Genomic DNA, 22,568 nt, shown 5'->3' with positions numbered 1-22,568 from the left:
GGCGCAATAACCCGATCATAAAACCCTGTGCCTGTCTTTTTGTGGGGATTCCTTAGCCCTGTGGGCCACTGCTCTTCGCGAGCATTTTGCGGTAATTGTTCAGCCATTTGCCGCTGGTTAAACGCCACCAGAAACAGATACCGCGCACCGTCCAGTCGAGGAACATGCCGAGCCAGACGCCAGTCACCCCCATGCCCAGCACAATGCCGAGCAGATAACCGGCCACCACGCGCGCGCCCCACATACTGAACATCGATACATACATGGTGTACCGCGCGTCGCGCGCGCCCTTCAGCCCGGCCGGCAGCACCCAGGAGGCGGTCCAGACAGGCATAAAGGCGGCATTCAGCCAGATCAGGTGTTTGGTTACCTCAATCACCTGCGGATCGCGGGTGTAGAATCGTGCCAGCGTGCCCGCCAGCGGCACGGTGATAAACGCCAGCGTACATAGCCCAATCATCGCCAGCCAGAATACGTGCTTGATCTGCCGCTCCGCCTGCATCACCTGATTTTTCCCTAAGCGCCTGCCGGTGATAATGGTCGACGCAGAACCCAGCGCGTTGCCCGGCAGGTTAATCAGCGTGGCGATGGAGAAGGCAATAAAATTACCGGCGATCTCATTGGTGCCCATGCCGGCGACAAAAATCTGCGTCAGCAGTTTGCCGCCGTTAAACAACACCGATTCGATACTGGCCGGTACGCCAATCCCCAGCACTTCCATCAGGATGTTGCGATCCCAGCGGCGGAAATAGCTGGCCAGCGTGATTTTCAGCGCCGGACTGATGCCGCGATACAGCACGTAAATGGCCGCCGCCGCGCCAATATAGCGTGAAATGGTTAATCCCAGCCCGGCACCGACAAATCCCATCCCATCCCATCCGAGCGCACCGTAGATCAGCACGCTACTGATGATGATATTCAGGATATTCATGCCGCCGTTAATCAGCATCGGAATTTTAGTGTTGCCGGCACCGCGCAACGCGCCGCTGCCTATCAGCGCAATCGCCGCCGCCGGATAGCTCCACGCGGAGGTTTGCAGATAGCTGAGCGCCAGTTCTTTGACCTGCGGCTCGGCGTTGCCGGCAATCACGTCAACAATCAGATGCCCCCAGAACTCGATGGCGATGACCAGCACAAACGCCAGCACCGTCATCAATCCCAGCGACTGCCGCGTCGCCGCACGCGCACGCTTGCCGTTGCGTTTGGCCAGGCTGAACGCCACCACCACCGTGGTACCGAGATCGATGGCGGCAAAAAAGGAGATGATCACCATGTTAAAGCTGTCAGCCAGCCCAACGCCTGCCATCGCCTCTTTGCCCAGCCAGCTCACCAGAAAAGTACTGAGAACCCCCATCAGCATCACGCACAGGTTCTCAATAAAGATGGGCACCGCCAGTGGGGTGATTTCACGCCACAACAGCGTGCGATAAGCACGGCGTTTGGGATACCACGCCGTGTTTCTGATCGCCCGCATTACTGCTACGCCAGGATTTCGCAAGGGAGTACCAAATCACTTTGGTTAAGAAGTAGAGTAATAATGATGATAGGCTGCTAACGATTATGCAAAGTGTTTCCCGTCACCATTTAATCATTATTACAAACTTTTTGCTGACTCCCCGCCCGCGCCGACGCTGCCGCTGCCGCCCAGATAGGCGCTGCGCACCTCTTCGTTGTGCAACAGTTCGCTGCCGCTGCCGCTCAGACGAATTTCGCCATTGACCATCACATAACCGCGATCCGCCAGTTGCAGGGCGTGGCGCGCGTTCTGCTCCACCAGAAACAGCGTCATGCCCTGCTGCGTCAGCTCACGCAGGATGCTGAAAATCTGCTTTACCACCAGCGGGGCCAGCCCGAGGCTGGGTTCATCCAGCAGCAGCAGACGCGGCCGGCTCATCAGCGCGCGGGCGATCGCCAGCATTTGCTGCTCGCCGCCGGAGAGCGTCATTGCCCGCTGTTTTCGCCGCTCCAGCAGGCGTGGAAACAGCGTGTACATTCGTTCTTTATCCTGCTTCATGTAGCGCTCGCCGATGGCGATGGTGCCCATCAGCAGGTTCTCTTCCACCGTCATATCCAGAAAGATGCGCCGTCCTTCCGGCGCCTGGGCAATACCGCTGGCGGCGATAAAATGGGTCGACCGCTGGCTGATGGGTTCTCCGCGCAGGCGAATTTCACCGCTGGCAATGCGCGGCTGACCAAAAATCGACATCAGCAGCGTGGATTTTCCTGCACCGTTGGCCCCAATCAGCGCCACGGTTTCCCCTTCCGCCACGGTCAGCGACACCTGCTTCAGCGCCTGCACCGGGCCGTAAAACACATCCACCTGTTCAAACGCCAGCATTGCTTCAGCCATGCTCGCTCTCCTCTTCCGCGCCGAGATAAGCGGCGATCACCTTCGCATCGTGTCGAATCTGCTGCGGCGTGCCCTGGGCGATCACGTCACCGTGATCCAGCACGACGATGTGATCGGAAATGCGCATCACCATCGGCATATCGTGTTCAATCAACAGCACGCTGATGCGATGATCGGCGCGCAGCTGGTGCAGAATCTGGCTCAGCGCCTCGGTTTCGACCGGATTAAGCCCCGCTGCGGGCTCATCCAGGCAGATCAGTTCCGGCCGGGTGCACATGGCGCGCGCAATCTCCAGCCGGCGCTGCTGGCCGTAAGAGAGCGTACCGGCCAGCCGGTTGGCACTGCTGACCAGATCAACACGCTCCAGCCAGTAAAAAGCGCGATCGAGCGCGCGACTCTCCGCTGCCCGATAGCCGCGGGTATTGAGGATGCCGGCCAGCAGCTGACGGTTGACCTGCATATGCTGCGCCACCAGCAGGTTTTCCACCACCGACATCTCGCGAAACAGGCGGATGTTCTGAAAGGTACGCGCCAGACCGGCGCGGTTGACCAGATGTGCGCCGCCAAACATCTTGTACCAGATGCGCGAGCCCAGCCGCGCCGGCCGCAGCCAGTCACCCGGCTGAATCTTCTGGCCCAGCACCTGAATCACATCGGTGCTGCGCTGATGGGCATTGAGCACAATGCGCCCGCCGCTGGCGCGATAAAATCCCGTCAGGCAGTTAAATACCGTGGTTTTGCCCGCGCCGTTGGGGCCAATCAGCGCGGTGACCGAGCCGCGCTCCACGCGCAGGCTGACATCATTCAGCGCTTTGATGCCGCCAAAGCGCATCATCAGGTTATCCACCTGCAGGATGGCATCACTCATGGCGTACTCCTTTTCTCAGCGGCACCCCGACGCGTGCGGTGCGCACCAGGCCGCGCGGACGCCAGATCATCATCAGCACCATCAACATGCCAAACAGCAGCACGCGGTACTCGGCAAAGCTGCGCAGCAGCTCGGGCGCCACCGTCAGCACAAACGCGGCCAGCACCACGCCGAGCGTCGAGCCCATCCCGCCCAGCACCACGATGGCCAGAATAAGCGCGGACTCAAAAAAGGTAAACGAGGTGGGATTAACGAACCCCTGATAGCTGGCGAAAAATACCCCGGCAATACCGGCGGTTGAGGCACCGAGCATGAAGGCCGACAGCTTCACCAGCACGTGATTCAGCCCCATAGCGCGACAGGCGATTTCATCTTCACGCAAAGCTTCCCACGCCCGGCCAATCGGCATGCGCGTCAGCCGGTGCTTGATAAACAGCACCAGCAGCACCACCAGCACCAGCACGACGTAGATAAAGATGAACTTCATGTTGGGGTTGTAATCGAGATGCAAAAACTGGTGGTACGGTATGCCGCCCTCCTTTGCCCGGCGGGCGAATTCAAGGCCGAGAAAGGTCGGTGACGGCACCGAGACGCCGTTCGGCCCGCCGGTGAACGACAGCCAGTTATTCAGCACCAGCCGGATAATTTCACCGAAGCCGAGCGTGACGATGGCCAGATAGTCACCGTGCATGCGCAGCACCGGAAAGCCAAGCAGCGCACCGGCCAATGCCGCCAGCAGTGCAGCGATGGGGATCATGCTCCAGAAACCCAGCCCGAGATACTGATAGCCCAGCGCCAGCCCGTAGGCACCAATGGCGTAAAACGCCACGTAGCCCAGGTCCAGCAGCCCGGCGAGGCCGACCACGATATTGAGCCCGAGTCCCAGCAGCACGTAGATCAGCCCGAGAATCGCCACCGTCAGCAGATACTTGCTGGAGAGAAACGGAAACGCCAGGGCCACAACCAGCAGCAGCGGTATTATCCAGCGCAGGCGCGAGCGGTAACCGGGTTCACGCACGTATACGCCGTCATCGTTGCCCTCAAACTTGCGCAGAAAACGGCGCCCCACGGCGGTATGCAGAAACAGCCCCAGCAGCAAACGTCCTGCCATCACCACCGCCACCAGCAGCGCCACGCGCCGCGGCGACAGCGTAAAACTATAGCCGCTGAGCACCACGCCCACCACCGGGCCGAATACCACCAGCGCGACGGCACCGGCCAGCAGCGTGTCGAGCAGCACCTGACGGATGCCGCTGGTTTGCGTCATTGCATTCATTCTGGCTTCCTCACACTTTGGCGACCAGCGGCCGGCCCAGCAGTCCCTGCGGACGGAAGATTAAAATCACCACCAGCAGCGAAAACGAGAACACATCTTTGTAATCAGAGTTCACCAGCCCGGCGAACTGCGCTTCGGCCACGCCCAGCAGCAAACCGCCCAGCATCGCGCCGGGCAGCGAACCGATGCCCCCCAGCACCGCCGCGGTGAAGGCTTTGATGCCGATAATGAAGCCGGCGTAGAAATCAAACGTGCCGTAATTCATGGTAACCAGCACCCCGGCCAGCCCGGCCATCGCCGCGCCGATGACAAACACCAGCGAAATCACCCGGTCGGTATTGATGCCAAGAATCGACGCCATGCGCCGATCCTGCTGGACCGCACGGCAGATACGGCCCAGTTTGGTGTACTGGATAATCCAGGTCAGCAGCGCCATCCCGCACAGCGCCGCCACCAGGATAAACACTTTGGTCCACGTGATTTGCACCACGCCGCCGTCGATCTCCATACGCAGCACGCCACTGAGCAAGGTGGGAATGCCCTGCTGATTCGGTCCCTGACTGAGCTGCACATAGTTTTGCAGAATCAGCGACATACCAATGGCAGAGATCAGCGGTGCCAGCCGCGTGGAATTGCGCAGCGGACGATAGGCAATGCGCTCAATGGCCCAGCCGTAAGCGGCGGTGACCACGATGGTGAACAACAGCGTGCCAAAGATCAGCAGCGGAAAGGAGTGAATGCCGAAGTAGCTGAGCAGCGCCAGCCCGATCGCACACAGATAAGCAGAGATCATGTACACCTCGCCGTGGGCGAAGTTGATCATGCCGATAATGCCGTAAACCATTGTGTAGCCGATGGCGATCAGCCCGTAGACCGCGCCCAGCGTCAGGCCGTTAATCAGCTGCTGTATAAAGAAGGCGTCCATATTGTCTCTCGCAGGTGGAAGGCGTGCACAGGACACGCTCAGATGCGAACGGCCCCGCTGCGCGCGGGGCCGCAGAGCGAATTACAGCTGGTGATATTTGCCTTTGTCATCCCACTGATAGACCACGTAATCCGAGACTTTCAGGTCGCCTTTTTCGTCCCACGCCTTCTTGCCCATCACGGTGTCAACGCTGTTGGCCTTCAGCCAGTCGCTGGCTTTGGCATTGTCTTTACCTGCCGCTTTGTAGGCGGCGGCCAGAGCCTGAATGGAGGCGTAGGCGTACAGCGTATACCCTTCCGGCTCAAAACCGCTGGCGCGGAATTTTTCAATCACCGCTTTGCCATCCGCGATGGTGCGCGGGTCATTGCCGAAGGTCATGTACACGCCTTTAGTGAACTGCGGACCGCCGGCGGCAGTAACCAGTTCTTCCGTCACGATGCAGTCGCCGGAGAAGAAGGCCGCATTGACGCCCTGCTCACGCATCTGCCGCACCAGCGGACCCGCCTCCGGATGGCAGCCACCGAAATAGACCACATCCGGTTTCACCGCGCCGATTTTGGTGACCAGCGCGTTAAAGTCTTTTTCACCGCGCGACAGCCCCTCATACAGCACCTCTTTGACGCCGCGTTTCTCCAGCGCCGCTTTGGTGGCATCCGCCAGCCCCTGACCGTAAGTATCTTTATCGTGGATCACCGCCACTTTCTTCGCTTTCAGCGTATCGAGAATATAGTTCGCGGCGATAGTTCCCTGCTGGTCATCCCGCCCGCACATGCGGAACAGGGTTTTCATGCCGCGCTCGGTGATTTGTGGATTGGTTGAACCGGGCGTAATCGCCAGTACGCCCGCCTCGTCATACACCTCTGAGGCTGGCATGGTCGAAGATGAGCAGAAATGGCCCACCACCGCCATCACTTTGTCCTGATCCACCAGCCGGTTGGCAACGGCCACCGCCTGCTTGGGTTCGCAGGCGTCATCGCCCTGCACCAGCACAATTTTTTCACCGTTTATGCCGCCCGCCGCGTTAATGTCCGCCGCGGCCTGGCTGGCGCCCTTCCAGTATTGTGTACCGTACGTAGCATTCGGTCCGGTAAACGGACCGGCCACGCCGATCTTTATGTCAGCCTGCGCGTAGAACGCCATGCTTAAACAACCTGCCATCACCACCTTCAATGGGTGTTTTATGAATTTCAAAGACATGCTTTCAATCCTCAACGGGTCAGGAACGGAGCCATACCACGGCCTGGGAGAAATCAATCTGAAACACTTCGAGAGCAGTGTGGTCAGCGCGACCACGGTTGAAATTTAAGCAAAAAGCTCGCCAGAGAAGACAATCGGTGACAATTTTTTTGCAGCGGCATCGCAGCCGGGCGGAAAACGTGCGATGTGGCCTCCCTGCACCTGATAAACATAGCCAGCCTTTTGCCGCCTACCAGCACCGTGATGGTGCAGAATGCGGTCGATCACAGATTCTTCATCGTGATGAGAGGTTTATCCGCTATGCTCTGGTCAAATCGGTCCAAATTGCTGAAGGAGAATCTATGAATACGCAACGGAACGGATTGACCACTGAGCAGGCGCTGGATCAACTGGAGCGTCTGTATGACGACGCGGTTGAAGCGCTGCGCAACGCCATTCGCACGTTCACTGCCAGCGGCACACTGCCGGACGCCGGACTGCGCCAGCAGGGGCTGTTTGTCTATCCGGAGCTGCGCATCACCTGGCAGGGTGAAGGCCCGCAGCAAAATCGCACCCGCGCCTGGGGACGTTTTACCCACACCGGCCGCTACAGCACCACCATCACGCGCCCGGCGTTGCTGCGTCACTATCTCAGCGAACAGCTGCAGATGATCGAAAAAGAGTACGACGTGCTGATCGAGGTGGGCCCGTCACAGCAGGAAATCCCTTATCCCTATGTGATTGATGGCTCCGACCTGTCGCTGGACCGCTCCATGAGCGCCAGTATTGCGCGCCATTTCCCGACGACCGAACTATCGCAGATTGGCGATGAAACCGCTGATGGCCTGTTCAACGCCGACGCGCTGTTCCCGCTGTCGCATTTCGACGCGCTGCGCACCGATTTCTCCCTGGCGCGCCTGCGTCACTACACCGGCACCGCGGTAGAACACTTCCAGCCGTTTGTGCTGTTCACCAACTACACGCGCTACGTCGATGAGTTCGTGCGCTGGGCGATTGAGCAGGTGCAGGATCCCAGCACGCCGTACGACAGTCTCGCCTGCGCCGGCGATGTGGTGATCACGGCGGAGACGCAGGACCCAACGGCGATGATGTCGGATCTGGCGTGGAAGAAGCATCAGATGCCCGCCTGGCATTTAACCTCGCCCAACCGTCGCGGCATCACGCTGGTGAATATTGGCGTCGGTCCGTCGAACGCCAAAACCATCTGCGATCACCTCGCGGTGGTGCGCCCACATGCGTGGCTGATGATTGGTCACTGCGGTGGCCTGCGTGAAAGCCAGAGCATCGGCGATTACGTGCTGGCACACGCCTATCTGCGTGACGACCACGTGCTGGACAGCGTATTACCGCCGGATATCCCGATCCCGAGCATTGCGGAGGTGCAGCGTGCCCTGTACGACGCCACCAAAGCAGTCAGTGGTATGCCCGGCGAAGAGGTGAAGCAGCGCCTGCGCACCGGTACGGTTGTCACCACAGACGACCGCAACTGGGAGCTGCGCTACTCCGCATCTGCGTTACGTTTCAACCTGAGCCGCGCAGTGGCGGTGGATATGGAGAGCGCCACCATTGCCGCACAGGGCTATCGTTTCCGCGTACCGTACGGCACCCTGCTGTGCGTCTCGGATAAACCGCTGCACGGTGAGATCAAGCTGCCCGGCCAGGCCAACCGTTTCTATGAGGGCGCCATCTCGGAACATCTGCAGATTGGCATCTGCGCCGTTGAGCTGCTGCGCGCCGAGGGTGACAAACTGCACTCCAGGAAACTACGTACCTTCAACGAACCGCCCTTCCGCTAAATCCGCTGTTCCGGCCCATGGACGGGCCGGATTTCTGCTGGCAACCTTAAATTTTCAGCACCGCCACTTTTACAAACCATGCCAGTACGGCGAGGATAGCCGGCAACATGAGGGTCCAGATCAGTCTGTCATTTAACCGTTCGAACTTTTTATCGATGCGTTTCTCCACCTGACCGATCTCATTCATCAGTTGATTGCACATCAGCCCCTGTTCGGTACGCACGCGTTCCACGTCCTCTCTGGTGGCAAGGTTTTCAAAACGTGCGGTCAGGACCGCGGCATCCTGCTGTAACAGCCGGGTGGTGTTCGCCAGCTGTTCCACGTGTTGGGTTAATCGTACCATTAGCGGTGCTCCCTGATTTCTTAACGCCAGAAGGCGAGGCGGCAACCGATGCGGCAGCGTGCAAACGGGATAATCCATTATCTTGTCCTTCTTCAGCAACCTTGTGTCATCGCCTCACTCCACCGCTATTTAAGCAGAGCGGCAGCGATTAAACATTCCACGATCCCGCCACTGCAGGCAAAAAATTTGCGCATGGCAGAATTTACGGAGAGACAGTAAACAACAGGCCTGAAAGAGAAAAGTGGCGACGGGCAGGAATTGCGAGACATCACGCAAACAATCATTACGCGAATGTAACAACTTACACGGAAGCCCGGGCGGGCTTCCGTTACACAGCATCAGGCACTCAGCCAGCCGAGTTTAATCACAAACAGAATCGACAGAATCACCAGCGCCGCATTGACCTCTTTGGTGCGGCCACTCAGCAGTTTCACCACCGTCCAGGTAATAAAACCAAAGGCGATACCATTAGCGATTGAGTAAGTCAGCGGCATGGTCAGCGCGGTCACGGTGACCGGTGCCGCCGTGGTGACATCTTTCCAGTCAATTTCTGCCAGACCGGAGGCCATCAGCACCGCGACGAACAGCAGCGCTGGCGCCGTGGCGTAGACCGGCACGCTCCCCGCCAGTGGCGAGAAGAACAGGCTGAGCAGGAACAGAATAGCGACCACAATCGCCGTCAGACCGGTACGGCCACCGGCGCTGACGCCCGCAGCTGACTCCACATAGCTGGTGGTGGTTGAGGTACCCAGCAGTGAACCGAACAGTGCAGCGGCGCTATCGGCGATCAGCGCACGGCCCATTTTCGGCACGTTGCCCTGCTCATCGGCCAGACCGGCGCGTTTCGTTACGCCCAGCAGCGTGCCGGTGTTATCAAACACGTCGACAAACAGGAACGCAAAGATCACGCTCACCAGGCCAACGTTGAACGCGCCGGCGATATCCAGCTGCATAAAGGTCGGCGCAATCGACGGCGGCGCAGAGAACACGCCCGCGAACGGCGTCAGGCCAATGCCCATCGAGATAAAGGTAACAACCAGAATGCCGATCAGTACGGCTCCGGTGACGCGACGCGCTTCCAGCACCACAATGATAAAGAAGCCGAGCAGCGCCAGCAGCGGACCCGGTTTGGTCAGGTCGCCCAGACCGACCAGCGTAGCCGGGTTATCCACCACAATGCCCGCCCCTTCCAGCGCAATCAGTGCGAGGAACAGGCCAATGCCTGCCGCAATCCCGGCACGCAGCGGCAGCGGAATGCTGGCAATAATCCATTCGCGAATTTTAAAAATCGACAGCGCAAAGAAGATCACCGCCGAGAGGAACACCGCACCCAGCGCGATCTGCCAGGTGTAGCCCATATGCAGCACCACGGTGTAGGTGAAGAAGGCGTTCAGGCCCATGCCCGGTGCCAGCGCGATCGGATAGTTGGCGATCAGGCCCATCAGAATCGAACCGATGGCTGCAGCCAGACAAGTGGCGACAAACACCGAGCCTTTATCCATACCGGTCGCCCCGAGGATGCTGGGGTTCACAAACAGGATGTAGGCCATTGCCAGAAAGGTCGTAATACCGGCAATGATTTCGGTGCGCACCGTGGTGTGGTGTGCTTTTAACTTAAAAAGTTTTTCTAACATCATCATCTCTCATCAGCGGAGACGGCCCGCAGGCCTGCTCTCTCTTGCCAAGGCGTTTTCCCGCTATTCCGCGCGTGGTGGCTAAGCTGACGCGGAAAAAGTGAGGAAAATTATTTTTTTATGCCGGCGTTTTGCCACCGCTGGCAGCAGAACGTCGTGTGCTATCCCCTGTCCACATAGCAATTGCTATGCCACTCCCTGACGCAATCGTTTTCGTTTTAGCGTGCCGTTGCGGCTAAGAAAATTCTGAACCAGAACGAGGCGCGATTATGGTGCATTGCACCACCTGCGCGCAAACGTTTTCCCGCCGTGCGCAGCCGGGGGTGAAATATTGCGGTAACGCACGCTTTCACACTCTGCCAGGCGATGGCGCTCACGTTTCTGCTGCGCGTTTCAGCAGCTTAAAAACGCCGGGTTACACTGCGTTTAACCCTTTCGCAACAAAAGAGGCAGTGCAATGAAGCCCGCGATTCTGGTCGTTGATGATGATCGTGCCATCTGCGAATTGCTGCACGATGTGCTGAGCGAACATGTGTTTACCGTTTATAGCTGTCATCAGGGGCGCGACGCCCTGGCGCTGCTGGCGCAGCATCCGGAAATCTCCCTGGTGATGCTGGATATGATGCTGCCCGATACCAACGGCCTGCTGGTATTACAGCAGATGCAGCGTCAGCGCCCTGAGCTGCTGGTGATCATGCTGACCGGCATGGGATCGGAAGCCGATATGGTGGTTGGGCTGGAGATGGGCGCCGACGACTATATCGCCAAACCCTTTAATCCCCGTGTGGTGGTGGCGCGGGCCCGTGCGGCGCTGCGCCGCTGCGGGCGACTGGCGCAGCCGGAAACGGTGATTGATGAGGGCTGGCAGTTTAATGGCTGGCGGCTGGATGATGTGCGTTGTCAGCTGTTCAATCCGCAGCGTGAAAGCGTGCCGCTCACTCAGGGCGAATACAGCCTGCTGCGCGCGCTGGTCGGCCACGCGCGTAAGGTCCTGACGCGCGACCAGCTGCTGGAGCTGACCCACAGCGAGAGCCTCGACGTGTTCGATCGCACCATTGATGTGCTGATCATGCGCCTCAGACGCAAAATCGAGGCTAATCCGCATCAGCCGATCCTGATCCGCACCATTCGCGGACTGGGCTATGTTTTTTCCGCCGATGTGATGCGCCCGTCCGCCGCGGCGCGCGAAACGCAAATCGCCTGATCCATCCAGCGCTGCATCTCGCTCAGTGGCCGGATGCCGTCCAGCGCGTTGGCCGCATGCAGATTAAAGCTGGCGCAGGTATGGGCCAGCTTTAACGCCTGCTGCAGGCTGTAGTCCTGATGGCTGGCGTACAGCACGCCGGCGCAGAACGCATCGCCTGCCCCGACGCTGCCGACAATCTCCTCTGCCGCTAAGCACCAGGCGGGCTGCCACAGACCGTCGCCCGCTGGCTGCTGGCCCCAGGCGCCTTCCGGTGCATGAATCACCACGCGCTGGCGCACACCCTGCGCCAGCAGCCAGCGTGCCGCAGCAGCAAACGCCGCCGGTGACGCCAGCGTGCCACTGCTGCGCAGCTCGATGCCGGTGAGCGCCTGCGCTTCCAGTTCGTTAATCACCAGATAATCGAGCCAGCGTAGCGCCGGCTTCACCAGCGTCTGATACTCGCCGGCGCGCGAAACCAGATCGAGCGAAGTGAGATAGCCGCGCTGCTGCATCTCCGCCAGCAGCCGGGCGCTGCGGGTACCGTACTGCGCATCGGGCTGGTCGAGCTTATCCAGTAACAGCAGATAGCCGAGGTGGAAGATGCGGTGCGCGGTGGCGAGGTGAGCAAAGTGCGCCACATCGAGCTGCGCATTGGCCCCGCGCGCGTGAAAAAAGGTGCGCTGACCGTCCGGCGCGGTCATCACCTGCGTCATCGCCGTGGCTGCCGCACCGGTGCGCTGTACGTGCTGACGGTCAACATGATGCTCATCCAGCAGTTGCAGCAGGTAATCGCCGTCGCTGTCCTCGCCCAGCATCCCCACGGCGGCCAGCGGCAGACCGACCTGCATGCGCGCCAGGGTAAACAGCACATTCAGCGCCGCACCGCCGCTGCATTTCTCGCTGTGGCTAATCTCGGCCAGCCAGCCCTGTTCTGGCCAGTGGCTGATGCGCTGCACGTGATCCACCAGCATGTTACCCGCCGCCAGAATGCCGTTGCGTGCTGCCATGTCAGGCCCTCCCGGCGCTGCCAAACACCTGCATCTGCTGGGCCACAACGCTGACGATGTCGCGTTCAACCGCCATTAACAGTTCGGCGAACGAGTCGTAGCGCGCGTCGCGCTGGGTGATTTGCGTTTCAATCGCCCCGAGCGCCGCCTGCGACATACCGGTGTAGAAGTTGATTTTGTGGATGCCGAGGCTGATGGCGCGGCGGAAATCGGCGTCGCTGATGCCGGAACCACCGTGCAGCACCAGCGGAATGCCGGCCGCTGCGCGAATCGCCGCCAGACGGTCAAAATCAAGCTTTGGCTCGCCTTTGTATTTGCCGTGCGCGTTGCCGATGGCCACTGCGAGGCAGTCGATGCCGGTTGCCTGGACAAATTCCGCCGCCAGCGCCGGGTCGGTGAATTTATTGCTGTCCGCTTCGCCAAACAGCGCGCCCCCCTCATCGCCGCCCACGGCGCCCAGCTCGGCCTCAACCGAAATACCCAGCGCGTGGCACATCTTCACCACTTCCCGCGTCTGGCGAATGTTCTCGTCATAGCTCAGGGTTGAACCATCGAACATTACCGAGGTGAAGCCGAGGCGAATCGCCTGCATCACCGCATCAAAATGCAGGCCATGATCGAGGTTGAGCACCACCGGGATGGCGTGCAGCGCCGCTTCGGCACGGATAGCGGCGATCAACGGTTCCAGGCTGACGTATTTAAAATGCACCTCGGCAATGTTGATGATAAACGGCGAACGCTGCTGCTCCGCCGCATGGAACAGCGCGCGCAGAAAGTGGGTATCGAGAACGTTGAACGCGCCGAGCGCGTAACCGTGCTGCTGCGCATGGGCGAGGCCCTGCGCCAGAGAGATCAGTGCCATGGAACACTCCTGTTATGCCAGCCAGCGGTGATATTCGTTACACAGCAGCCAGCGCGGCGCTTCATCCTCATCAATCGGATTAAAGCGCGCCAGCGGGGTAAGAAAGACGTTGTCGTGCTCATCGTCATTGGGCATGGAGACTTCGCCCACCAGCACATCGCCGTAGCCGGTTTCGCCCCAGAAGCTGTGCCAGACACCGGGCAGTAACGTGACGCTTTCGCCGGGTGACAGCCGCAGCTGGGAACCGGCGGCATGAGTCTGGCAGATGCCATCCAGCGTGACCTGTACCGGCGTATCCGCCAGCCGATCGCCGTCGCGATTGTGTAGCGTGACAATCAGGTTGCCACCGCCGCGGTTGATAATGTCTTCCATTTTTTGCGGATGATAATGCATCGGCGTCACCTGCCCTTCGCGCACGTGCATGATCTTCTCTGCATACGGTTTGCCCCACGGCTGTCCGCCGCGTGAACCGTTGCGCAGGGTAAACAGCGTCAGGCCGGTCTGGCTGAAATCATCGGCACCAAAACTGGTGACATCCCAGCCGAGGTGCAGCGCCAGCAGTTCGGCGGCGGCTGAAGTGTCCAGCGCGCGCCACTGGCTGAGACCGTAATCGGCCCACGGCGGCAGATGCACATCCTGCCGCAGAAAGAATTCACGGGTCAGTTGCAAAATAGCGTTAACTTCGGAACGTTGCATAGCTGCGTCTCCGGCGGGCGTCGCGGCGCGCAGTGTGCACCGCGACGCCCGTGTGGCTTATTTCACCGTCCAGCCTTTGTAGCTGCTGACATTGTTACGATCGATCAGCGTTACCGGAATCAGCACCGGCTTATCCGGCGCTGGCTTGCCCTGCAGGATGTCATAGCCAATCTCAACCGCTTTGGCCGCCATCACCTGCGGATCCTGGGCTGGTGTCGCGACAAACAGCGAGCCTTTGCGCTTCAGCGCCTCTTCGCCGTCTGGCGATCCATCGACGCCGACGATAAAGAATTCGTTGCGCTGCGCCTGTTTCGCCGCCAGATCGGCACCGATAGCGGTAGGATCGTTGATGGCGAACACGGCATCAATCTTCGGATTGGCCGACAGCAGACCGGTCATCACTTCCAGTCCGCCTTCGCGACTGCCTTTGGCGTTCTGGTTGTAAGAGAGCAGTTTGATATCCGGGTGGGTTTTCAGCTCATTCATACAACCTTCCACGCGGTTCTGCACCGCTGACACCGGTGGTCCGTTGATGATGACCACGTTGCCTTTGGCTTTCAGGCGGTCGGAGATGTATTTACAGGCCATGGCCCCGGCCTGGGTGTTATCGGAAGTGATGGTGGCATTGGCACCGTCGGCGGCCACGTCCACCGCCACCACCACGATGCCGGCATCACGCGCGCGCTTCACCGCCGGCGCGATGCCTTTGGAGTCGGCGGCGTTGAGGATGATCATGTCCACTTTAGCGGCAATGAAGTTGTCAATCTGCGCTACCTGCTGGCCAAGATCATAGCCGCTGGAGACCAGCGTCACGTTGACCTTATCGCCCGCCAGCTGACGCGCCTTGAGCTCCGCCCCTTTGGTGATCTGGACGAAGAACGGGTTAGCCAGATCGCCCACCGTCACGCCGATGGATTTCAGTTCTTTGGCCTGCACAAATGGCGCACTGAACAGCGTCGCGGCCAGCAGTCCGGTGATAATCGGATTAAAACGCATAGTCGATGTTCTCCTGCTTTTTTGGTTTTATGCCCTGATTGCCTTTGCCTTTGCCCTCACCCTAACCCTCTCCCGCGTGCGGGAGAGGGAACCGTTCTGCATAGTTTTCAGGTGAAGCTCTCGTTTTCCAGATCTTCGCTCCGGGCTGCCCCCTCTCCCGCGAGCGAGAGAGGGAACCGTTCTGCATGGTGTTCAGGTGAAGCACGTTAGTTACCTCTTCTCTCCGGACAGCCCCCTCTCCCGCAAGCGGGAGAGGGTTGGGGTGAGGGCCAAAGCCAGCGCCCGCCCCTCACCCCACGTGATGCCGCGTACGGTACTTATCGATCAGCACCGCAATGATGATCACCCCGCCCTTAATCACCAGCTGCCAGAAGTACGACACGCCCATCAGCGTCATGCCGTTGTTCAGCGTGGCGATAATCAGCGCGCCAATCAGCGTGCCGGTAATGGTGCCAATGCCGCCGACAAAGCTGGTCCCGCCCAGAATCACCGCGGCGATCGCGTCCAGCTCATAGCCCACGCCGAGGTTGCCGTTAGCGCTGTACAAACGCGATGCGCTCATCAGGCCACCCAGCCCGGACAGCAGGCCGCTCATGGCGTAGACGAACACCAGTACCGCGCCGACTTTAATACCGGTCAGGCGCGCTGCCTGCATGTTGCCGCCCACCGCATAGATATGCACGCCAAGCGTGGTGCGGCGCAAAATAAACCAGCACAGCGCAATCACCGCAAAGGCAATGATAATCAGCCACGGGATCGGGCCGAGATAACCGTTGCCTATCCACTCAAAGTTGATATCCGAGTTAATCACCGTGGTGCCGTTAGCCAGCAGATAGGCCGCCCCGCGCAGCGCGGTATAGGTGCCCAGCGTGACGATAAACGGCGGCAGGCCCGCCCAGGCGACCAGAATGCCGTTGAACAGCCCCATGATCAGCCCGGCTCCGAGCGCGGCGGGGATGGTTAGCCCGGCAAACGCCGGATCGAGCGACACCACCATCGCTACCACCGCCGTGGTGCCCAGCATTGAGCCAACCGACAGGTCAATACCGCCGGTGAGAATGACAAACGTCATGCCCGCCGCCAGTACAATGTTGATCGAGGCCTGACGCGTGATATTCAGCAGGTTAGCTTCGGTAAAAAAGTTCGGGGCGACAAAGCCAAATACCGCCACGATCAGGATCAGAATCGGCAAGATACCCACGGTTTGCAGCAGGTCACTCATCAACGCACGTTTTAGCGTTGGACTTTTTACGCGTGCGGTTTCACTGGTCATTCCCGTCTCCTCAGGCCTGGACCGGCTGCGCGCCGGTGGCCAGTGTCATTATGTTTTCCTGGCTAATCTGCTCGCCGCTCAGCTCGCCGGCGATGGTGCCTTCGCGCATCACGTACACGCGGTCGCTCATGCCCACCACTTCCGGCAGCTCGCTGGAGATCATCAAAATTGCCACGCCCTGCTGCGCCATCTGGTTCATCATGCGGTAGATTTCACTCTTGGCGCCGACATCCACGCCGCGCGTCGGCTCATCCAGAATCAGGATGCGCGGCGCTATCGATACCCAGCGCGAAATCAGCAGCTTCTGCTGGTTGCCACCGGATAAACCGCCAGCGCGCACCTGGGCGTGCGGCACGCGGATATTCAGCGATTGAATCGCCTCGCTGGCGATCTTCTGCCCTTTACGCCGGTTAAGCAGGCCGTAGCTGGCATCGCGCTCAAGCGTGGCCATCACGATGTTTTCCTGCGCTGCCAGTTCCAGAAACAGCCCCTGCTCTTTGCGGTTTTCGGTCAGGAAACCGATGCCGCGCGCAATGGCGTCTCGCGGCGAGTGAATCTGCACTTTTTCCCCGTCGATCCAGATTTCTCCGCCGGCTGGCTGATGCACACCAAAAATCAGCTGCGCCAGCTCGCTGCGGCCGGCACCGACCAGTCCGGCCAGCCCGACAATCTCCCCGGCGCGCACAGCCAGGCTGCTGGGATGCACTTTGCGGTTGTCGGTCAGATGATTTACCGCCAGGCGAATTTCGCCGAAGCTAATGGCGCGATCTTTGTTGAACAGATCGCTGAGCGGACGGCCAACCATCATGCGCACCAGTTCGCTGGCGTTCAGCTGTTCGCGCGTCAGGCTGCCGACGTACTGGCCGTCGCGCAGCACGCTGACGCGATCGGAGAGTTCATACACCTCCGCCATGCGGTGGCTGATGTAGATGATCGCCATGCCTTCGCTGCGCAGGCGTTTGATCAGCGCAAACAGCTGTTCGGTTTCGCGATTCGAGAGCGCAGCGGTGGGTTCGTCCATCACCAGGATGCGGCTGTTGCGATGCAGCGCGCGGGCAATTTCCACCTGCTGCTGTTCGGCGATGCTCAGGCGACTCACCAGATCGGTGGCGCTGAACTGCGCGCCAAGGCGGTTAATCACCTGCTGCGCTTCTTCCGCCATCTGGCGACGCTTCACCAGCCCGCCACGGGAAATTTCACTGCCGAGAAAGATGTTTTCCGCCACCGTCAGATTCGGTGCCAGGTTGATTTCCTGATAAATCAGGGTGATCCCTGCCGCCAGCGCCTCTTTCGGGCCCCGGATGGCGTAGGGTTGACCATCGATAAGAATTTCCCCGCTGCTGGCGGTATACGCGCCGGCCAGAATCTTCATTAAGGTACTTTTACCGGCACCGTTTTCGCCCATCAGCGCGTGCACTTCACCCGGCCAGACGGTCAGGTCGACGCCTTTCAGCGCATAGAAGCTGCCGAAGCGCCGGGTAATTGCCCGCATTTCTAATATCGGTGTCGCCGCCATCTTCAGGCTCCTGCTGCCAGTGGATAGCCGCGAGTTAAGCAACGCCAGATAAATGGAAAATGTCAGACGCCGTTCATATTTGTCATATTGCGCTCCGGTCGCGCTTCTATACTCGCCGGAGTTGAGCGGTAAGGAGCGGCAGCAATGAGTCACAGTCTGCACTGGCACGCCGGCGCGCGCGGGCGCCTGCTGATGTTTAACCTGCTGGTGGTGAGCGTTACGCTGGCGGTGAGCCTGGTGGCTATTTTCGGTTTTCGCCACGCCGGTCACATTCAGGAGCAGGCGCAGGCACAAACGCTGGCCGATATGAACGGCAGCCTGGCGCTGGCGCGTGATACGGCCAAAGTTGCCATCGCCGCGGTGCGGCTGGCGCAGGTGGTGGGCGCGCTCGAATACCAGAGCGAATCGGCGCGTCTGCAGCAGACCCAGCAGGCGCTGCAGCAGTCGCTGAGTCAGCTGGCCAGCGCGCCGCTGGCCGCACAGCAGCCGGCGCTGCTGGCACGCATCCGCGAGCGCAGCCAGATGCTGGAGCAAAGCATCAGCCAGCTGCTGCTGGAGGGGCATCAGCGCCATTTACAGCGTAACGTGATGCTCAGCGGCCTGTGGCAGGCGCAGCTGCTGCTCAACCGTATCGACCTGCTGGCCAGCGACGGCGCGTTTCTGCCGCTGCGCCAGCAGACGGCCGCGCTGTTAACCGTGGCAATTCAGTCCGCCACGCCGCAGGCCGCAGTGCAACAGCTCAACAGCGTGCTGCCGATCTGGTCTGCGCTGCCGCTGCAGGGCGTGCTGGCGATGCAGCGCGCGCGGCTGGTCAGCACCAGCCAGCAGCTGCTGCCGGTGGCCGGTCAGCTGGAGCAGAGTGACATCGCCATCGCCTACGCCACGTATCGCATCAAGGCGCTGGTGGCGATGCTCAACGAAGACATCACCCACTACGTTCAGCTGGTGGCGCAGCAGAGCGATGCGCGCAGCGCCACCGCCCATCAGGAACTGGATTCAATCATCGGTTTCATCGGTCTGTTTATGCTACTGGCGCTGCTGATTACCGGTTACGCCGGTTACTACATCTACCGCAATCTCGGTTCCAGCCTTACCGCCATCGCACACGCCATGACGCGGCTGGCGCAGGGGGAGAAAAGCGTCAGCGTGCCCGGCCTGGCACGGCGCGATGAGCTGGGCGATCTGGCGCGCGCCTTTAACGTGTTCGCCCGCAACACCGCTTCGCTGGCCCACACCTCGCAGCTACTGAAAGAGAAAAGCAACCAGCTGGAATCGACCTTCCTCGCCATGCGCGACGGCTTCGCGCTGTTTGATAACAGCGGTCAGCTGGTGGTGTGGAACGCGCAGTACGCCGAACTGCTGGGCTTCGCGCCGCGCGAGCTGCATCGCGGCATGCACTATCAGCGTTTGCTCGATCGCGTCGATGTGCAGCTCAGCAGCCTGCACGACGCGCAGGAAGTCAGGTTGCCGGATGGCCGCACGCTGGAACTGCGCTTCAGCCCGGTGCCGCGGCGCGGCATGGTCAACACGGTGCTGGAGCGCACCTCGCGTAAGGCGCTGGAAGCGGCACTGCTGCACAGCCAGAAGATGAAAGCGGTCGGTCAGCTGACTGGCGGCCTGGCGCACGATTTCAATAATTTGCTGGCGGTGATCATCGGCAGCCTGGCGCTGACCGTCGATCAGTTGCCGCCCGGCACGCTGGCCAGCCGCATTGAGCGCGCGCGGCTGGCCGCCGATCGCGCCGCACAGCTGACGCAGCGTCTGCTGGCCTTCTCACGCAAACAGGCACTTTATCCGCGTGCCGTTGCGGTGGTGGAACTGGTGGAAAACCTGCAGTCGCTGCTGCAGCACTCCCTGCTGCCCGGCCAGCATCTGGTGGTGGATGCGCAGCGCCCAGGCTGGCCGGCGTGGATTGATGCCGGCCAGCTGGAGAACGCCCTGATGAATCTGGTGGTGAACGCGCGCGATGCCATGGAGCGCCAGAGCGGCGAGATCCGCCTGCGCATCTGGAATCAGCGGATTCAGGAGGCCGATGGCAAGCGCGACCGCGTCACCATTGAAGTGATCGACCACGGCTGCGGCATGTCCGCCGAAGTGAGGGAACAGGTGTTTGAACCCTTCTTTACCACCAAAGCCACCGGCAGCGGCAGCGGACTGGGGCTGTCGATGGTGTACGGATTTGTGCGCCAGTCCGGCGGACAGATCGAACTGGAGACCGCGCCGGGCCAGGGCACCACGGTGCGTCTGCTGCTGCCGCGCGCGCCGGAAGCCGCGCAGCCGCTGGTGAGCGCGCCGGTGCTGACGCCGCGCGCCAGCCGCGATCGCCTGATACTGGTGCTGGATGACGAGCCGGCGGTGCGCCAGACGCTGTGCGAACATCTGCATCAGCTGGGTTACCTGACGCTGGAGTGTGCTGACGGCGAGAGCGCGCTGACGCTGCTGCGCCAGACGCCGGATATCGATCTGCTGATCAGTGACCTGATGCTGCCGGGCGCCCTGAACGGTGCAGATGTGATTCGTCAGGCGCAGCAGCAGTGGCCACAGCTGGCCACCCTGCTGATTAGCGGTCAGGATCTGCGCCAGACGCCGGTGACGCTACCGCTGTGTGAACGGCTGGCGAAACCCTGGCAGCAGGCGCAGCTGGTGCAGGCGCTGGAGCGCGCCTGGCAGCGCAGCGAACGGCTCAGTCGCGCACGGCAGGCTGCCACAGCGGCACCCCTTTCCCGGTGATGTAGCGTTTACGCAACCGGCTGGAGATGGCGTCCATCACCATCACCACCACCACCAGAATCACGGTCAGGAACATCACTACATCCCAGTTCCACAGGCGCATGTTTTCGGCGTAGACCAGCCCGACGCCACCGGCGCCGACAAAGCCCAGCACCGCCGCCGAGCGGGTGTTGGACTCAATCTGATACAGACTCAGCGCGAGAAAGGTGGGAAACGATTGGGTAAAAATGCCGTAACGGTGTTTTTGCAGGCTGTTGGCCCCCACTGCGCTCAGGCCGCGACTGGGTGAGCGTTCAACCGCTTCATGCCCTTCGGCATACAGCTTGCCCAGCAGGCCGATGTCCTGCATCACAATCGCCAGCACCCCGGCCAGCGGGCCCATGCCCACCGCCCGCACGAAGATCAATCCCCAGATGGCCATGTCGATGCCGCGCAGCACATCCAGCAGCCGGCGCACCAGCAGCGATATTGGCCGCGTCAGCGGATCGTGCATCACATTGCGCGCCGCCAGAAACGAGATCGGCAGCGCGATGACGGTGGCGGTGAGCGTGCCGGCAAACACGATCGCCAGCGTGATACCGACCTGCGAGAAATAGTAGCCAAACGGCCAGTTGACGAAATCCTGCCAGACGAACATGCGCAGGAAATAGCGTCCGAGCTGCTGGCAGCCGATGACAAAGCGCTGCCAGTCGATGCCAAACACGCTGAAGAAGAACAGATAGTAGAGCACCAGCGCCAGCGCAATCAGCGCGATGCGCCGCAGATAACGGTTTTGCGCGGCAAACAGTGCAGCATGCTGCTGTTTCAGTTTCGCCACGTCGGGCGCTAAGGCGATCATTTTACGTCTCCTTCAACCACACGGCGGCGCAGCCAGCCGGATAGCGTATCCAGCAGCGACACCACCACGATGATCAGCAGCAGCGTCATGCTGACCTGATCGTAGCGATCCAGTTTGATGTTGGTCATCAGCTCCTGACCGATGCCGCCCGCGCCCACCAGCCCGAGGATGGTGGAGGAGCGGAAGTTAATTTCCAGCCGCATAAAGCTGTAGGAGAGAAAGGTCGGTTTCACCTGCGGCCAGAAGGCGAAGCGCATACGCTGCAGCTTGCTGGCACCACAGGCGGCGAGACCGCGCACCGGTTTGTCGGAGGCGCTCTCAATCGATTCGTAGAACAGTTTGGTCAGGCTGCCGATGGTGTGCAGCGCCAGCGCCAGAAAGCCGGGGATAGCGCCGATGCCGAACGCCATCACGAACATTACCGCCCACGCCAGCTCCGGCATGGTGCGCAGGAAGGCAACAAAGGCGCGAATCGCCATGCGCAGGCTGCGCGGCGTCTGGGTGTTATCAGCGGCGAAAAACGCCAGCACGGCGGCGATCAGTACCGCAATAAGGGTGGAGGACAGCGCCAGCTGCAGGGTTTCCCAGATCAGCGGCAGCTGAAAGTGCAGGCGATAGCCCCAGTAAGCCAGCGAACCTTCGGTTTTAACGTCCGCGAACAGCAACGGCAGGTGCAGCACCGGCAGCGTCGCGCCGATGTAGTCAAAGAAGTGAGGCAGCGATTGCCAGACCGTGACCAGGTTGAATTCCGCCACGTTGCCGGCTGCGAGATAGAGCGCCACCAGCAGCAGCGACCACAGCAGCGTGTCGCGCTTTTGCTGGCGGCGAATACGTTGGTAGTAGTGTTCGAAATCGGTCAAGGGAGAGATCCTTTGTTGATGGCGAGGGATTGCCCTCACCCTAACCCTCTCCCGCCAGCGGGAGAGGGAATTGTCCGGCAGTATGATGCAGGCACGTGCTCCATCCTCTACTGCCAGCGGCGAGGGAATTGTCCGGTAAACAATGCCGGCACGTGCGTCCCCCTCTCCCGCCAGCGGCGAGGGAATTGTCCGGTAGCTCGTGCGGCCCCCTCTCC

Annotated in this window: 20 protein-coding genes; 3 read left to right on the top strand and 17 right to left on the bottom strand. The window is 60.5% G+C overall.

Annotation, left to right across the window (positions count from 1 at the left end):
• Window positions 1-52 precede the first annotated feature (52 nt).
• From C1Y42_RS08180 to C1Y42_RS23560, 7 genes are all read right to left on the bottom strand, one after another.
• Window positions 53-1,474: an EmmdR/YeeO family multidrug/toxin efflux MATE transporter gene (locus C1Y42_RS08180; protein ID WP_021509826.1), complete on the bottom strand. Its 1,422-nt coding sequence runs from the start codon at window positions 1,472-1,474 to the stop codon at window positions 53-55.
• A gap of 120 nt (window positions 1,475-1,594) precedes the next feature.
• Window positions 1,595-2,350 (bottom strand): ABC transporter ATP-binding protein, encoded by a 756-nt coding sequence (locus C1Y42_RS08175; RefSeq protein ID WP_104093168.1) that lies wholly within the window; start codon window positions 2,348-2,350, stop codon window positions 1,595-1,597.
• Window positions 2,343-3,218, bottom strand: coding sequence for an ABC transporter ATP-binding protein (locus C1Y42_RS08170; RefSeq protein ID WP_021509824.1), 876 nt, complete (start codon window positions 3,216-3,218; stop codon window positions 2,343-2,345). Before C1Y42_RS08170 ends, C1Y42_RS08175 begins: the two co-directional genes overlap by 8 nt.
• Complete coding sequence (gene livM / locus C1Y42_RS08165) at window positions 3,211-4,494, bottom strand: high-affinity branched-chain amino acid ABC transporter permease LivM (RefSeq protein WP_021509823.1); 1,284 nt, start codon at window positions 4,492-4,494, stop codon at window positions 3,211-3,213. The genes C1Y42_RS08170 and livM overlap by 8 nt, the downstream gene beginning before the upstream one ends.
• A 10-nt stretch (window positions 4,495-4,504) precedes the next feature.
• Window positions 4,505-5,419 carry a branched-chain amino acid ABC transporter permease gene (locus C1Y42_RS08160; protein WP_021509822.1) on the bottom strand — a complete coding sequence of 305 codons (915 nt, stop codon included), beginning with the start codon at window positions 5,417-5,419 and terminating at the stop codon, window positions 4,505-4,507.
• Between the two features lie 81 nt (window positions 5,420-5,500).
• Entirely contained in the window at window positions 5,501-6,559 is a 1,059-nt protein-coding gene (locus tag C1Y42_RS08155) for a branched-chain amino acid ABC transporter substrate-binding protein (protein ID WP_021509821.1), read from the bottom strand.
• Between the two features lie 162 nt (window positions 6,560-6,721).
• Window positions 6,722-6,883, bottom strand: a complete 162-nt coding sequence (locus tag C1Y42_RS23560) for a hypothetical protein (protein WP_155519940.1) — start codon at window positions 6,881-6,883, stop codon at window positions 6,722-6,724.
• Between the two features lie 74 nt (window positions 6,884-6,957).
• On the opposite strand from C1Y42_RS23560, the gene C1Y42_RS08150 reads away from it, so the two are divergent.
• Complete coding sequence (locus C1Y42_RS08150; protein ID WP_021509819.1) at window positions 6,958-8,412, top strand: AMP nucleosidase; 1,455 nt, start codon at window positions 6,958-6,960, stop codon at window positions 8,410-8,412.
• A gap of 46 nt (window positions 8,413-8,458) precedes the next feature.
• Here C1Y42_RS08150 and C1Y42_RS08145 read toward each other — a convergent pair whose 3' ends face one another.
• A complete protein-coding gene (locus C1Y42_RS08145; RefSeq protein ID WP_104093167.1) occupies window positions 8,459-8,755 on the bottom strand; it encodes a hypothetical protein in 297 nt (98 codons plus the stop codon).
• A gap of 338 nt (window positions 8,756-9,093) precedes the next feature.
• Entirely contained in the window at window positions 9,094-10,392 is a 1,299-nt protein-coding gene (locus tag C1Y42_RS08140; protein WP_021509817.1) for an NCS2 family permease, read from the bottom strand.
• A 454-nt stretch (window positions 10,393-10,846) separates the two neighbouring features.
• Here C1Y42_RS08140 and C1Y42_RS08135 point away from each other — a divergent pair, with 454 nt between their 5' ends.
• Window positions 10,847-11,593, top strand: a complete 747-nt coding sequence (locus C1Y42_RS08135; RefSeq protein WP_021509816.1) for a response regulator — start codon at window positions 10,847-10,849, stop codon at window positions 11,591-11,593.
• Here the strand turns inward: C1Y42_RS08135 and C1Y42_RS08130 are convergent.
• From C1Y42_RS08130 to C1Y42_RS08105, 6 genes are all read right to left on the bottom strand, one after another.
• Window positions 11,530-12,582, bottom strand: a complete 1,053-nt coding sequence (locus tag C1Y42_RS08130; RefSeq protein WP_104093166.1) for a carbohydrate kinase family protein — start codon at window positions 12,580-12,582, stop codon at window positions 11,530-11,532. The two genes, C1Y42_RS08135 and C1Y42_RS08130, sit on opposite strands and share 64 nt — an antisense overlap.
• Window position 12,583: 1 nt before the next feature.
• A complete protein-coding gene (locus C1Y42_RS08125) occupies window positions 12,584-13,444 on the bottom strand; it encodes a ketose 1,6-bisphosphate aldolase (protein WP_104093165.1) in 861 nt (286 codons plus the stop codon).
• 12 nt (window positions 13,445-13,456) lie between these two features.
• Window positions 13,457-14,140 carry a D-lyxose/D-mannose family sugar isomerase gene (locus C1Y42_RS08120; RefSeq protein ID WP_104093164.1) on the bottom strand — a complete coding sequence of 228 codons (684 nt, stop codon included), beginning with the start codon at window positions 14,138-14,140 and terminating at the stop codon, window positions 13,457-13,459.
• A gap of 57 nt (window positions 14,141-14,197) precedes the next feature.
• On the bottom strand, window positions 14,198-15,136 hold the full coding sequence (locus tag C1Y42_RS08115; RefSeq protein WP_021509812.1) for an ABC transporter substrate-binding protein: 939 nt from the start codon (window positions 15,134-15,136) through the stop codon (window positions 14,198-14,200).
• 289 nt (window positions 15,137-15,425) lie between these two features.
• Complete coding sequence (locus C1Y42_RS08110) at window positions 15,426-16,409, bottom strand: COG4158 family protein (protein ID WP_021509811.1); 984 nt, start codon at window positions 16,407-16,409, stop codon at window positions 15,426-15,428.
• Window positions 16,410-16,419: 10 nt separating this feature from the next.
• A complete protein-coding gene (locus C1Y42_RS08105; RefSeq protein WP_104093163.1) occupies window positions 16,420-17,925 on the bottom strand; it encodes a sugar ABC transporter ATP-binding protein in 1,506 nt (501 codons plus the stop codon).
• Window positions 17,926-18,069: 144 nt separating this feature from the next.
• Here C1Y42_RS08105 and C1Y42_RS08100 point away from each other — a divergent pair, with 144 nt between their 5' ends.
• The gene (locus C1Y42_RS08100) at window positions 18,070-20,655 is read left to right on the top strand and encodes an ATP-binding protein (RefSeq protein WP_104093162.1); all 2,586 of its coding nucleotides are present in this window, start codon (window positions 18,070-18,072) and stop codon (window positions 20,653-20,655) included.
• Here the strand turns inward: C1Y42_RS08100 and phnE (C1Y42_RS08095) are convergent.
• Both phnE (C1Y42_RS08095) and phnE (C1Y42_RS08090) read right to left on the bottom strand, forming a co-directional pair.
• On the bottom strand, window positions 20,609-21,493 hold the full coding sequence (phnE, locus tag C1Y42_RS08095; RefSeq protein WP_104093161.1) for a phosphonate ABC transporter, permease protein PhnE: 885 nt from the start codon (window positions 21,491-21,493) through the stop codon (window positions 20,609-20,611). The two genes, C1Y42_RS08100 and phnE (C1Y42_RS08095), sit on opposite strands and share 47 nt — an antisense overlap.
• Window positions 21,490-22,353, bottom strand: coding sequence for a phosphonate ABC transporter, permease protein PhnE (gene phnE / locus C1Y42_RS08090; RefSeq protein ID WP_058757354.1), 864 nt, complete (start codon window positions 22,351-22,353; stop codon window positions 21,490-21,492). Before phnE (C1Y42_RS08090) ends, phnE (C1Y42_RS08095) begins: the two co-directional genes overlap by 4 nt.
• Window positions 22,354-22,568 lie beyond the last annotated feature (215 nt).

The organism is Pantoea sp. ICBG 985, assembly GCF_002928365.1.
In the GTDB taxonomy this organism is placed as follows: Bacteria; Pseudomonadota; Gammaproteobacteria; order Enterobacterales; family Enterobacteriaceae; genus Pantoea; species Pantoea dispersa.
The sequence above is the reverse complement of the archived record's forward strand: the minus strand, read 5'-3'. Positions and strand labels throughout refer to the sequence as shown.